Origin of the sequence: Phycobacter azelaicus (assembly GCF_014884385.1) — a bacterium.
In the GTDB taxonomy this organism is placed as follows: domain Bacteria; phylum Pseudomonadota; class Alphaproteobacteria; order Rhodobacterales; family Rhodobacteraceae; genus Phycobacter; species Phycobacter azelaicus.
In genome coordinates, this window is sequence record NZ_WKFH01000003.1 from 1,744,733 (window position 1) to 1,757,020 (window position 12,288).

Below are 12,288 nucleotides of genomic sequence, written 5' to 3' on the forward strand. Positions count from 1 at the left end.
GGTAACGCGGGTCCCATCCAACTGGCGAGATCGACGCATGAGGGCTGAAAAGCGATGCACGATCCGAGTTCCAATCCGTATTTGACCGGCCGATTGTCGGCGCTCTTCGCCAAAACGGCGATACCTATCATATTCGTGATGAGCATGAACGGCTTCCTGACCGTGGCCGATGCCATATTTCTTGGTGCCTACGTCGGCGCCGAGGCACTGGCGGCCGTAACGCTGATGTTCCCGTTCTTCATGCTTATCGTTGCATGTTCGACCCTGGTGTCCAACGGCATGTCGAGCCTTCTGGCCCGGCACCTTGGCGGACACCGTTTGCAGGAAGCCCGGCAGACCTATGCCGCGGCGCATTGGCTTGCGCTGATCATCGCGATCTGCCTTATCCTTGCCTATGCGCTTCTTGGAGAGACGGTGATCTTGCGCGCCGCAGACGGGGATAGTGGTCTTGCGTCCCTGGCCAGCCAGTACATCGGCATTCTTGTTTTTTCTTCGCCGCTGCTGTTCGTGTTGTCGATCAACTCGGATGCCCTGCGAAATTAAGGTCATGTCGGTATGATGGCCGCCATGAGCCTGTTGGTGTCGCTCAGCAATCTCGGCTTCAACTACCTGCTTGTTGCCGTTCTTGATCTCGGAGTTGCGGGATCCGCTTATGGCACTGTTCTGGCGCAAGGCCTCGCACTGGGCGCTATCGTGGTTTACCGGCAGGCCCGACTTACGCATCTTCTTCCAAGGGTGGTGTTCTCTCACTTGGGTCTTGGCCCCAGCCTTCGCATTCTGGCACTTGGCGCGCCGCAAAGCCTTGGCTTTGTGGGGCTATCGCTTGGGGCGGCCTCGATTCTGGCGGCGCTGCAGATGGTCGGAAACGAGGACTATGCGGTCAGCGTGACCGCCTATGGGATTGTGACGCGGGTGATGACCTTTGCCTTTCTGCCGCTCCTTGGATTGTCCCAAGCCATGCAGACCATCACTGGCAACAACTATGGGGCCGGGCTTTTTGGGCGAAGTGCGGCCAGCCTGCGTCTGGCGGCTATGATTGCCTTTGGGTTCTGCGGGTTCGTTCAGGTCGCTTTCAGCGCCTTTGCCCCTCAGATTGCCTCTTCCTTTGTTGCCGATGCGGCGGTTGTGGCAAAGGTTGCCGCCATCATGCCCGTGATCGTGGCCTTGTTCTTTGTTTCGGGGCCGCTGATGATGTTGGCTGCCTATTTCCAGGCCATTGGTGATGCTCTGCGTGCCGCTGTCCTCAGCCTGTCGAGGCCCTTCGTCTTTGCCATACCGCTGACCTTTGCGCTGCCGTTGTGGTGGGGCGAATTCGGGGTTTGGCTCGCTGGCCCTAGCGCCGAGGCGCTGCTGCTGTGTGTGGCTGTTGTGCTTTTGTGGCGCCACGAAAGTTACGGAGGCCTGATACAGGCGCTTGTACCGGCAAAAGGGAGGGCGGAGCCATGAGCACCTCGCTTCCCACCCCGGCGCAGGCCAAGGCGCAGGCACGTCAACTCAGGGTTGATCTCAAGTCCGATGGGCGCGAGGTCAGCCATGGGCAGAGCCTTGAGCTTGTGGCCCGTCAGCATGGATACCGCGACTGGAACACCTTTCATGCGGCAATGGGCAATCGACCCCCTGATGGGTTTGCGCCCGGCGGGCGCATCACGGGCCGCTACCTGTCGCAGTCCTTTTCGGCCACGGTGCGTTCGGTCGAGATGCTGCGACCGGGCTGGTTCCGGCTTGAGCTGGATTTGGATGAGGCGGTTGATGTTGTTACCTTCGACAGCTTTTCGAACTGGCGCAAAAGGATACGGGGCACGGTTGGCCCGCTTGGCCAATCCCCCGAAAAGACTTCGGACGGGGTGCCGCATCTTCAGATCGATATCTGAGCCACAAAAGAAAAACGCCCCCGCAGCGATGCGGGGGCCAGTCTTCACGGGAGGTTCGTCGGTCTTGGTCTGCAATCACCACTTGAGCGGGTCGCGATCCGCAAAGGCGTGAACCAGGAAATCGATAAAGGCGCGCACCTTTGGCTGGGTGAATTTGCCGGGCGGATAGACCGCATAGATGCCTTGGGTCTCCACCGGAAGGTTGGGCATCACATCTTCGACCAGACCTTCTGACATGGCTTCGGAGTAAAGGTAACTGGGCAGGTAGGCGATGCCGAGGCCGGAGATTGCTGCGTTCAGAAGGGATTGCCCATCATTCACCGACAGCCAGCCAGAGGTGCGGACCTGGCGTTTCTCGCCCGAGGGCGCAGTGATCCGCCAGACATTGCCGCTGGACTGGCTGGAGTAGTGCAAGAGCTTGTGTTCGTTCAGATCGTCGATCTTTTGCGGTCGCCCGTATTGTTCCAGATAGGCGGGGGAGGCGATCATGCGCTTGGTGGTTTCTGTCAGCTTGCGGGCGCGCAGTGAGCTATCTTCCAGTTCCCCGATGCGAAGGGCCATATCAAAGCCTTCCGAGATCAGCTCCACGTAGCGGTTGTTCAGAACCATGTTGACAGTGATATCGGGGAAGTCACGCAGGAAATCCGACAGCACCGGGGACAGGTGATTGACGCCAAAATCAGTGGCAACCGAGATCCTGAGCAGCCCGGAGGGTGCCGATTGCATCGAGGTCACAAGGGCATCCGCTTCACCTGCGTCATTGAGCACGCGCCGGGCGCGGTCGTAATATGCAAGGCCGATTTCGGTCGGCGAAACACGCCGCGTTGTCCGGTTCAGAAGCCGTGCACCAAGGCGTGCCTCGAGGCTGGAGACATGTTTGGAGACAGCCGATTTGGAGATCCCCATCTTGCGTGCCGCATCGGTGAAACCGCCTTGATCCACCACATTGGCAAAGGCCTCCATTTCGGTCAGTCGATCCATCTTGCCCGTCCTCGCTCGTTCCTATGACTGAAAGGAATGCCGCCCAATTCGGGCAAGATCGGGGCAAGCTTGGGATAATTGCGGGGTTTTTGCTGCATCGTTCACGCTTGCGAAACGCAAGGGACAACGCCGGTCACGACCAGATTGATCCGCGCCGAAAGCCGGAACCGGATACTTCGTTGTGCGGCGAAGCCTTCGGTCCTGTGCCTCCGCTAGAGAAGCGGTGTTGAACATCAATGCAAAGGACGTTGTCATGCTGACATGTGTGATCCGCTATCAGATCGACCCCGCGAAACGGGATCTGTTTGTTGAATATGCTAGAGGCTGGGGGCAGGCGATCCCGCGTTGCGGGGCGGATCTGATCGGCTACTTTGCCCCTCATGAAGGCTCATCGACGCTGGCCTATGGCGTCTATAACATCGGCAGCCTTGCCCACTACGAGGCCTACCGCGCTCGCCTTGCGGAAGACCCGATCGGACGCGCGAATTATGAGTTCGCCCAGAGGGAAAAATTCCTTGTACGCGAGGACCGGACGTGGCTCAAACGGGTCACGACATCGCATGGAGACAGCGCATGATTGCCATCATTTTCGAAGTCACGCCGAAGCCAGGCAAAAAGGAGGCCTACCTGGAGGTCGCAGGGCGGATGCGGGATCTCTTGCAGGACATGGAAGGATTCATCTCGGTCGAGCGGTTCCAGAGCCTGACAAACCCCGAGAAATTGCTCTCGCTGTCATTCTGGGAGGACGAAGAGGCCGTTCTGCGCTGGCGCAGGCTTTCGGCGCACCGTGCTGCGCAGAAACAGGGGCGAGAGGATTTCTTTGCGGACTACCGGCTGCGTGTGGCTGGAGTGTTGCGGGACTATGGCATGGAAGATCGCGAACAGGCACCGGACGACAGCGTGGCGTTTCACGGCTAGTTCTTTGCATGCCCTCTCGTTTGCACTTTAGCGACGCGCCCTGAACAGGCGGCGCCCTCCCGCCCGTCGCTGGTTCTTTCGCGGGCAAAAGAACCGCTCCCGTTGGGCATAGCACCGCGCGATGCGCGGTGCTATGCCCAAGGCCGCCGAGGGGTTTCGGCGCAGCCGGGGCGCCTGCGGGCGCGGGAGCACTTCGTTCATGGAATGCTCCCGTCAGCCGCTCAGAAGGTAGCTGCCAGTCGCGTGCCCTGGTTGATTGCGCGTTTGGCGTCCAGTTCGGCAGCCAAATCCGCGCCACCGATCACGTGTACCGTGGTTCCCTTTGCCTCAAGCGCATCTGCAAGCGAGCGCTCGGAGAGCTGACCTGCGCACAATACGATGGTATCGGCGGGAACGACGGTCGGGTTCTCGCGCGCCTCCCCGAACGTGACGTGCAGGCCCTCATCGTCGATCTTTTCATAATTCACGCCGCCGACGAAATTGACGTTCTTCATTTTGAGCGCGGCGCGGTGGATCCAGCCCGTGGTCTTCCCAAGCCCCTTGCCGTGTGCCTGCGCCTTGCGTTGCAGCAGGGTGACCTGGCGTGCGGGTGCTTCGGGCTGTGGTCCTTCCGGCGCCAGGCCCGAGCGGTGCTCAGCCGGGTCGGCAACACCCCATTCCTTCATCCAGAGCGGCAGATCCTCGGTGGGGCTGGTGCCCTCATGCAGCAGATATTCGGACACATCAAAGCCAATGCCGCCCGCGCCGATCACGGCAACGCGCTTGCCGACCTCAGCCTTGCCGCGCAAGACATCGATATAGCTCAGCACATTGTCGCGGTCCTGGCCGGGAATGCCCGGATCGCGCGGGGTGACCCCGGTGGCGATGACCACCTCGTCAAAGCCTGTGAGATCATCAGCGCCGACTTCGCGGCCCAGTTCCAGCGTGATGCCTGCATCGGACACCATCGCACGGTACCAGTCCACCAAGCCCCAGAACTCTTCCTTGCCGGGCACCTGTTTCGCCATGTTGAGCTGGCCGCCGATCTCATCAGCTTTGTCAAACAGGGTGACTTTATGTCCGCGCTGGGCAGCCGTGAGGGCCGTCGACAGGCCCGCAGGACCAGCACCGACAATGGCGATGCTCTTCTCCAATTCAGCCGGTTCGATCACCAGTTCGGTCTCGTGACAGGCAAGAGGGTTCACCAGGCAGGAGGTCAGCTTGCCCCCGAATGTGTGGTCAAGGCAGGCCTGGTTGCAGGCGATACAGGGCGCGATGCTGCTGGAATTGCCCGCCTCGGCCTTGGCCACGAAATGCGCATCGGCCAGCAGCGGGCGCGCCATCGACACCATATCGGCGCAGCCGGTTTCCAGCACCTCTTCGGCCACCTCGGGCGTGTTGATGCGGTTCGAAGTGATCACGGGGATCGAGACCTTGCCCATCAGTTTCTTGGTCACCCAGGCAAAGGCCGCCCGCGGCACCGAGGTTGCGATGGTCGGAATGCGTGCCTCGTGCCAGCCGATCCCGGTGTTGATGATCGTAGCGCCTGCCTTTTCGATCTCTTGCGCCAGTTGCACCACCTCGTCATGGGTCGAGCCATTGGGCACAAGGTCGATCATCGACAGGCGGTAGATGATGATGAAATCGGTCCCGACCGCCTCGCGGGTGCGGCGCACCACCTCGATCGGCAGGCGCATGCGGTTCTCATAGGAGCCGCCCCAGCCATCCGTGCGCTTGTTGGTATGGGTGACCAGGAACTGGTTGAGGAAGTATCCTTCGGAGCCCATGATCTCGACCCCGTCGTAGCCGGCCTCTTGCGCCAGCCGAGCCGCATTCACGATGTCGGAAATCTGCTTTTCGATGCCTGCTTCGTCCAGCTCGTTCGGCGGGAAGGGGGAAATCGGCGATTTGATGGCGCTGGGCGCCACGCATTTGGGGCCATAGGCATAGCGGCCCGCGTGCAGGATCTGCATGGCGATCTTTCCGCCTGCCTCATGAACACGGTCCGTTACCACGCTGTGATTCTTCACATCCTCTTCGGTGGTCATCATGGCCGCGCCGGGCAGTACCGAGCCTTCGAGGTTGGGACCAATACCGCCCGTCACCATCAGGGCCACACCGCCCCGCGCGCGCTCGGCATAGAATTCGGCCACCCGGTTCCAGTCGCGGGTCTCCTCCAGACCGGTATGCATGGAGCCCATCAGCACGCGGTTCTTTAGCGTGGTGAAACCCAGATCCAGCGGTGCCAGCATTTTTGGGTACGCAGTCATCGACACTCTCCCTATCCTTTGCACCGCAGGATCGCGCCTGCCGCGCGGTTTGTCACCTGTCAACGCGGCGTCACCCCCTTGCGTGCCCCGGCGGCAGCAGGTCTAATCGGTCGTGCAAGAATGCAAGGAACACCAATGACACCCGAAGACATCGCCAAGCTGCCTTACCGTCGCAACGTGGGCGTGATGATGATCAACGCCGAAGGAGCGGTTTTTGTGGGCCAGCGGTCCGACCGCTACAAGGATGCCTGGCAGATGCCGCAGGGCGGGATAGACGAAGGCGAGGATCCGCGCACCGCAGCCCTTCGCGAGCTGGAGGAAGAAACCGGCGTGCTGCCGTCGCTGGTCGAGATCATCGCCGAGTCTGAGGGCTGGCTGCCCTATGATCTGCCCCATGACGTGGTGCCGAACTTCTGGGGCGGGCGTTATCGCGGGCAAGAGCAGAAATGGTACCTGATGCGCTTTCTGGGCTCTGACGATCAGGTTCGGATCGACACCGATCACCCGGAGTTTTCGGCCTGGTGCTGGCAACCGGTTGAGCAGTTGGTGGAAAAGATCGTGCCCTTCAAGCGTGAGGTTTATGCGCGTGTGGTCGAAGAATTCGAGGGGTATCTATAGGAGGTTGGAATTGAAGAACCTGTGCTACAGCATAGCCGTCCTCGTGGCGTCCTGTGCCATCCTTGGTGCAGGGTCATCTGCCAATGCGCTCAGCTGCGGGCCTTGGGGTGTTGCGGATGCCTATCTAAAGGCCGCCAGTTCCAACCGCTCCTATGCCATTCTCCAGGGGCGGCTCTCATTCGACGAACGCCGCCTGCCGCGAGCCCCTGCGAGCAACCCCAATGCGGCTCCACCGGTCACCCAGTTCCGTGCCTCTTTCAACGGCGTCCTTCTGGGCGCGCGGGATTTCGACCGCAAGGTGCGTGCGGATATGGTGATCGAGGTGCAATGCATGGGGCCCTGGTGTGGCAAGGCAAAATCGGGGGTGGAGTACCTGATCTTTGCTGAACAACGGGGCCGTGATCTGATTGTCCGTTTCGATCCCTGCGCTCAGTTTGCCTTTGCCGGGAATATCCACGCGCTGCGCAAACAGGTGCTCGACTGTCACCGTGGCATGGCCTGCGTGCCCTTGGCGCCGCAGTGACAGCTCTCAAATACCGCTACTCAGCTGCCGTGCGCAGGGGCTTAGGGGCCTTGCCAGCAGCGCCCGGTTTGGCCCCCTGCTGCCCAAGCCACAGGCTGAACAGGGCAAGTCCCGCTCCGATCATCTGATAAAGGCTCAAGATTTCCTGCATGAACAGCCAGCCGAGGATCACCGCCGTCAACGGGCTGAGGACACCAAGCAGTGAGACGGCAGAGGGCTCAATCCGTGCAAGACCCCGGAACCAGAGGATATAGGTCAGCGCGCCGCCAATGAGGCTCATGTAGGCCAGACCCAGGATATTCTCTGCCGTGAAGCTGGGCATCTCGGGAACAGCCCAGACGGTGAGGGGGATCAGCAGCACGCCTCCTGCGGTCAACTGCCAGGCGGTAAAGGTCAGAGGCGGCACCGGCGGCTGCCACTTGCGGGTGAGTACCACGCCCGCGGCCATCGATATTGCCCCGCCTAGGCCTGCAAGAACGCCGATTGTGTCGAGCTTTGCGGCGGGTGTGAGGACCAAGAGCGCAACGCCTGTCATGCTGAGCGCCGCAGCCAGGATTGAGGCCAGTCTGATCGGGGATTTCAGGACCAGCCCGGACAGGAAAACCACCACCAGCGGCTGAACCGCACCCAGTGTCGCGGCGACGCCTCCGGGCAGACGGTAGGCCGACAGGAACAGGAAGGTCCAGAACAGGGAGAAGTTCAGTGCGCCGAGAACCAGCAGCTTGGGCACCCAGCCCGGCGGCGGCAACTGGCGAACCAGCAACAACAGCAGCAGTCCCGCTGGCAAAGCGCGCAGCAGGGCCACGGTAAAGGGCGAATGCCCGGGTAGGAAGTTGGTCGTCACGATATAGCTGCTGCCCCAGATTGCTGGGGCCAGGGCGGTCAGGATCAGGTCTCGGGACTGCATCTGCGTCACCTCCATATATATCTCGAAGTCGAGATAATAGTGTTTAATCTTGACGTCAAGATAGTTTGCCGCGAAACAGAACGTATGGATCATGTGGATTTTATCACCCAGCAATGGGAACAGGAGCGGCCGGATCTTGATGTCACGGCCATGGGTATAATCGGCCGGGTTAAGCGTCTTTATCTGGCGTATCAGTCCGAGATGGAAAAGACCTTTCAGCGCTTCGGGTTAAACGCGGCCAAGTTCGACGTTCTTGCGACCTTGCGCCGTGCCGGCGCGCCTTATGAGTTGTCACCAGGGGATTTGCTGAAAGCCACAATGGTGGCCTCTGGGACCATGACCAATCGGATCGACCGGTTGGAGGCGGATGGGCTGGTGCGGCGAAAGGTAAACCCGGCGGACAGCCGGAGCTTCCTGATCGCTCTCACGGATGAAGGCCTGGTGCTGATCAATGAAGCGGTGGAAGCGCATGTGGTGACCCAAGCAGGTCTGCTTGCGGAAATGGCGCCCGAGGATGTTGCGATTTTCAAGGCGCTTCTGTCCAAGGCCTTGGTTGCTGCAGGCAGTCGCTGACGTCCTGCGGACGGCGGGGGCGGGCGTGGCGCGGAGCGGCAAAGCCGCTCCGCGCCACGCCCAACGGGAGATGGTGCCCCTTGGGGCAGTTTCGACGGGCGGGAGTTTCCCCGTCTCTTGTTTCAGAGAAGCCCTTCGGACTTCAGGACTTCGCGCATGTCTTTTTCGGGGCGCGGACCAATGTGGCTGATCACTTCGGCTGCACAGATGTTGCCGATCTTGGCGCAGGTCTCCAGATCTCGGCCAGTGGCAAGACCAAATAGGAACCCGGCCGCAAACTGATCGCCCGCGCCGGTGGCATCCACGGGTACGACCTTGGTGACGGGAACGTCGATACGGGTATCGCCCGCGATCACCGACACCCCGTCGCCCGAGCGGGTGCAAACCACGAGCGGACAGATCGAGGCGGTCTTGGCCAGAGCCTCTTCCAGATCGTCGGTTTCAAACAGCGACCGGATCTCGGCTTCGTTGCCGATCACGAAGTCCAGCTCGTTCTCGATCAGCGACAGGAAGTCGGCGCGGTGGCGCTCAACGCAGAAGGGGTCGGAAATGGCGATGCCGGGTTTGCCGCCGCCCCGGCGACAGTCCCGGGCCGCTTCCATAAAGGCAGTCTTGCCCTTATCCTTGTCGAACAGATAGCCTTCAAGGAACATGATCTCGGTCTGCCCGGCGACCTCATTCGGGACATCTTTTGAGCTTAGCTCAGAGGAAATACCAAGATAAGTGTTCATCGACCGCTCCCCGTCCGGAGAAACAAAAATCATTGAACGGGATGTGGGCAGCTCACCGCCCGGCACCGGCGGGTTCACGAAATCGACCCCGTCCTCGTTCATGGCGTCCGCATAGAAACGTCCCAGAGAATCGTCATGCACACGCCCGATAAAGGCCGCATCCAGCCCCAGTGCACCTGCGCCTGCGATTGTGTTGGCGACAGAGCCACCAGGCGTCTGCACACGGCTTTCCATCGCGCCGTACAGGACCTCGCCGCGCTCACGCTCGATCAGCTGCATGATGCCTTTCTCGATCCCCATATGGTCAAGAAAGCTGTCGTCGCATTGGCTGATCACGTCGACAACGGCGTTGCCGATGCCAACAATCTGATAGGTTTTCATAGGGTTTTGTCCTCGTATTGGCACAGGTCGCGGATGAGGCAGGTGCCGCACATTGGCTTGCGTGCCTTGCAGTGATAGCGGCCGTGCAGGATCAGCCAGTGATGGGCGTGCTGCTGGAAATCGACCGGGATATTGTCTTCGATGGCGCGCTCGACCGCGTCCACATCCTTGCCGGGGCAAATGCCGGAGCGGTTGCCGACGCGGAAGATGTGCGTATCCACCGCCTGCGCCGGATAATGCCACCACATGTTCAGAACTACATTGGCGGTCTTGCGGCCGACACCAGGAAGCGACTGCAGGGCGGCGCGGGAATTGGGCACCTCGCCGCCGTACTCCTCGACCAGGATGCGGGCCATCTTGATGACATTCTTGGCCTTGTTACGGTAAAGGCCGATGGTCTTGATATGCTCGATGAGGCCCTCTTCACCAAGGTCCAGCATCTTTTGCGGCGTGTCCGCGATCTTGAACAGCTCACGCGTGGCTTTGTTGACGCCTGCATCTGTCGCCTGCGCCGATAGGGCGACAGCCACAACCAGCGTGTAGACGTTTACATGCTCCAGCTCGCCCTTCGGTTCCGGCTCGGCTGCCTGAAAGCGCGAAAAGATCTCGCGCAGGGTGTGGTAATCGAGTTGCTTTGCCATGTTGCCCCTTTTGCCGATCAGACTTGGGGCGCGCAAATGAAAAACGCGCCGTTGGTTTAGCGCTGCTTAGGGACTGTTGCCGATGAGACGTCCTGCTGCGGGCGCAAAGAGCAAATTCCGGGTCGTTTGCTGCGCGGCGCTTGGCTATTCTCGTTCCAGTCAAGATGCAGGAGAGCAGGCAATGACCCTTCAGCCGACCGAAGAGGGCTACCACTATGGCGTCATCCGGCGCGCGATTGAGCTGATCGACGATGGCCGTGAGGACATCGGCCTTGAAGCATTGGCGGCCCAGATGAGCATGAGTCCGGCTCATTTCCAGCGGGTCTTCTCGGCCTGGGTGGGGGTCTCGCCCAAGCGATACCAGCAATACCTGCGGCTGGGTCATGCCAAAACCCTGCTACAAGAGCGGTTCTCGACACTTGAGACCGCCCATGCGGTGGGGCTGTCGGGGTCAGGGCGCCTGCACGATCTGTTTTTGCGCTGGGAGGCGATGAGCCCTGGAGAATACGCTCGCAAAGGGGCGGGCCTTACGATCCGCTGGGGATGGTTTGACAGTCCTTTTGGATTGGCGTTGGTCATGGGCACCGAAAAAGGCATTTGCGGGCTGGCCTTTGCAGCAGAGATTGGTGCCGAGCCGACCATGGCCGACATGCGCGCGCGCTGGCCTCAGGCACACTTTGTCGAGGATCCGATGGCCCTGCGTCCCTTGGCTGAAGCGGTCTTTGCGCAAAAGGGGGAAGCAGTGTTGCACATGATCGGGGCGCCGCTTCAGATAAAGGTCTGGGAGGCTCTGATGCGCATCCCGTCAGGTCATGTCACAACCTACTCCGAACTTGCCAAAGCCATCGGTTCCCCCCGGGCTGTGCGGGCCGTGGGCACGGCCGTGGGCAAGAACCCGGTCAGCTGGCTCATTCCCTGTCATCGGGCTCTGCGCAAATCCGGCGCCTTGGGGGGGTATCATTGGGGCACCGAAGTGAAACGGGCAATGCTGGCGTTTGAAGCAGCGCGCGGAGATGGCCTTGATGGGGATGAAAAGGGTGGGCGGCAAACCGCCTAAACTTGTCAGTTCTCACTTGAGCGGCCCTCGTTCAATCGCGATACTGACCGCAAAACTAGTGCAGCCGAGCCTCAGCTGGGGCGCAAGCTGTCCAGAGCAGTCAGAAGGTTGGCAAAATGACATTCATGAAATTCTCGACCGTGGTGGCGGTCACAGCGGTGCTCGGGCTGGGCGCTTGCACTGATCCCGCCATGCTGAGCAACAGCGGCGGCCCCAGCAAAGAGCAGCAGGGTCTGATTGCAGGCGGCATCCTTGGGGCCGGTATCGGAGCCCTGTCCAATTCGAGCAACAAGACCGGCGCGGTCCTTGGCGGCGCCGCAGTGGGCGCCATCGCGGGCGGTTTGATCGGCAGCCAGCTTGACAAGCAGGAAGCAGAGCTGCGCCAATCGATCTCGAACGACGGCATTTCGATCGTCAATACCGGCGACCGGCTAATCGTCCTGTTGCCTAACGATTTGACCTTTGCCACCGACAGCTCCGCGATCACCCCCTCGGTGCGTTCGGACCTGCTGAAAGTGGCGGACAGCCTTGTGCGCTATCCCAACAGCATGGTTCAGGTGATCGGCCATACCGACAGCGATGGCGATGCGGCCTACAACCAGGGTCTGTCCGAACGGCGCGCCAATGTGGTGGCAGATCAGATCCAGGCGGGCGGTGTGCCCTACAATCGGATCCGCACCATTGGCCGCGGCGAGGAAGAACCGGTGGCCAGCAACCTCACCGAAGAGGGCAAGGCGCGCAACCGCCGTGTGGAGATCGTGATCATTCCGCAGGGGTGACGGTCTTGAACTTTGGGGGCTGAATGGATGCACATGAGCTGCGCGGCGGCAGGGCTTTG

At 60.8% G+C, this 12,288-nt stretch carries 15 protein-coding genes; 10 read left to right on the top strand and 5 right to left on the bottom strand.

Annotated elements, in window-relative coordinates; translation table 11 throughout:
* Positions 1–54 precede the first annotated feature (54 nt).
* The 3 genes from INS80_RS19285 to INS80_RS09480 are packed head-to-tail and all read left to right on the top strand — an operon-like array spanning position 55 to position 1,871.
* Complete coding sequence (locus tag INS80_RS19285) at positions 55–543, top strand: MATE family efflux transporter (protein ID WP_255430523.1); 489 nt, start codon at positions 55–57, stop codon at positions 541–543.
* Between the two features lie 24 nt (positions 544–567).
* Complete coding sequence (locus INS80_RS19290; RefSeq protein WP_226892592.1) at positions 568–1,446, top strand: MATE family efflux transporter; 879 nt, start codon at positions 568–570, stop codon at positions 1,444–1,446.
* Positions 1,443–1,871 carry a glyoxalase superfamily protein gene (locus INS80_RS09480; protein WP_192965396.1) on the top strand — a complete coding sequence of 143 codons (429 nt, stop codon included), beginning with the start codon at positions 1,443–1,445 and terminating at the stop codon, positions 1,869–1,871. Before INS80_RS19290 ends, INS80_RS09480 begins: the two co-directional genes overlap by 4 nt.
* A 75-nt stretch (positions 1,872–1,946) precedes the next feature.
* On the opposite strand, the gene INS80_RS09485 is transcribed toward INS80_RS09480, so the two are convergent.
* Positions 1,947–2,852 carry a LysR family transcriptional regulator gene (locus tag INS80_RS09485; protein WP_192965397.1) on the bottom strand — a complete coding sequence of 302 codons (906 nt, stop codon included), beginning with the start codon at positions 2,850–2,852 and terminating at the stop codon, positions 1,947–1,949.
* A 253-nt stretch (positions 2,853–3,105) separates the two neighbouring features.
* Here INS80_RS09485 and INS80_RS09490 point away from each other — a divergent pair, with 253 nt between their 5' ends.
* Both INS80_RS09490 and INS80_RS09495 read left to right on the top strand, forming a co-directional pair.
* Positions 3,106–3,429 carry an NIPSNAP family protein gene (locus INS80_RS09490; RefSeq protein WP_192965398.1) on the top strand — a complete coding sequence of 108 codons (324 nt, stop codon included), beginning with the start codon at positions 3,106–3,108 and terminating at the stop codon, positions 3,427–3,429.
* Positions 3,426–3,770 (top strand): antibiotic biosynthesis monooxygenase family protein, encoded by a 345-nt coding sequence (locus tag INS80_RS09495; RefSeq protein WP_192965399.1) that lies wholly within the window; start codon positions 3,426–3,428, stop codon positions 3,768–3,770. The genes INS80_RS09490 and INS80_RS09495 overlap by 4 nt, the downstream gene beginning before the upstream one ends.
* 221 nt (positions 3,771–3,991) lie before the next feature.
* Here the strand turns inward: INS80_RS09495 and INS80_RS09500 are convergent, their stop codons facing one another.
* Positions 3,992–6,019, bottom strand: coding sequence for an NADPH-dependent 2,4-dienoyl-CoA reductase (locus INS80_RS09500; protein ID WP_192965400.1), 2,028 nt, complete (start codon positions 6,017–6,019; stop codon positions 3,992–3,994).
* A 135-nt stretch (positions 6,020–6,154) separates the two neighbouring features.
* On the opposite strand from INS80_RS09500, the gene INS80_RS09505 reads away from it, so the two are divergent.
* Positions 6,155–6,637 carry an RNA pyrophosphohydrolase gene (locus INS80_RS09505; RefSeq protein WP_192965401.1) on the top strand — a complete coding sequence of 161 codons (483 nt, stop codon included), beginning with the start codon at positions 6,155–6,157 and terminating at the stop codon, positions 6,635–6,637.
* A 43-nt stretch (positions 6,638–6,680) separates the two neighbouring features.
* On the top strand, positions 6,681–7,160 hold the full coding sequence (locus tag INS80_RS09510; protein WP_226892593.1) for a hypothetical protein: 480 nt from the start codon (positions 6,681–6,683) through the stop codon (positions 7,158–7,160).
* Positions 7,161–7,176: 16 nt separating this feature from the next.
* Here the strand turns inward: INS80_RS09510 and INS80_RS09515 are convergent, their stop codons facing one another.
* The gene (locus INS80_RS09515) at positions 7,177–8,067 is read right to left on the bottom strand and encodes an EamA family transporter (RefSeq protein WP_192967244.1); all 891 of its coding nucleotides are present in this window, start codon (positions 8,065–8,067) and stop codon (positions 7,177–7,179) included.
* Between the two features lie 84 nt (positions 8,068–8,151).
* Between INS80_RS09515 and INS80_RS09520 the strand changes: the two genes are divergently transcribed.
* Positions 8,152–8,640, top strand: a complete 489-nt coding sequence (locus tag INS80_RS09520; protein WP_192965403.1) for a MarR family winged helix-turn-helix transcriptional regulator — start codon at positions 8,152–8,154, stop codon at positions 8,638–8,640.
* 122 nt (positions 8,641–8,762) lie between these two features.
* Here INS80_RS09520 and INS80_RS09525 read toward each other — a convergent pair whose 3' ends face one another.
* Together INS80_RS09525 and nth are read right to left on the bottom strand one after the other, a co-directional pair.
* Positions 8,763–9,752 (bottom strand): adenosine kinase, encoded by a 990-nt coding sequence (locus tag INS80_RS09525; protein ID WP_192965404.1) that lies wholly within the window; start codon positions 9,750–9,752, stop codon positions 8,763–8,765.
* Positions 9,749–10,393: an endonuclease III gene (gene nth, locus INS80_RS09530; RefSeq protein WP_192965405.1), complete on the bottom strand. Its 645-nt coding sequence runs from the start codon at positions 10,391–10,393 to the stop codon at positions 9,749–9,751. The genes INS80_RS09525 and nth overlap by 4 nt, the downstream gene beginning before the upstream one ends.
* Positions 10,394–10,574: 181 nt before the next feature.
* Here nth and INS80_RS09535 point away from each other — a divergent pair, with 181 nt between their 5' ends.
* Positions 10,575–11,450 carry a methylated-DNA--[protein]-cysteine S-methyltransferase gene (locus tag INS80_RS09535; RefSeq protein WP_192965406.1) on the top strand — a complete coding sequence of 292 codons (876 nt, stop codon included), beginning with the start codon at positions 10,575–10,577 and terminating at the stop codon, positions 11,448–11,450.
* A gap of 116 nt (positions 11,451–11,566) precedes the next feature.
* Complete coding sequence (locus INS80_RS09540) at positions 11,567–12,229, top strand: YiaD family glycine zipper/OmpA-like lipoprotein (protein ID WP_192965407.1); 663 nt, start codon at positions 11,567–11,569, stop codon at positions 12,227–12,229.
* Positions 12,230–12,288: the final 59 nt, after the last annotated feature.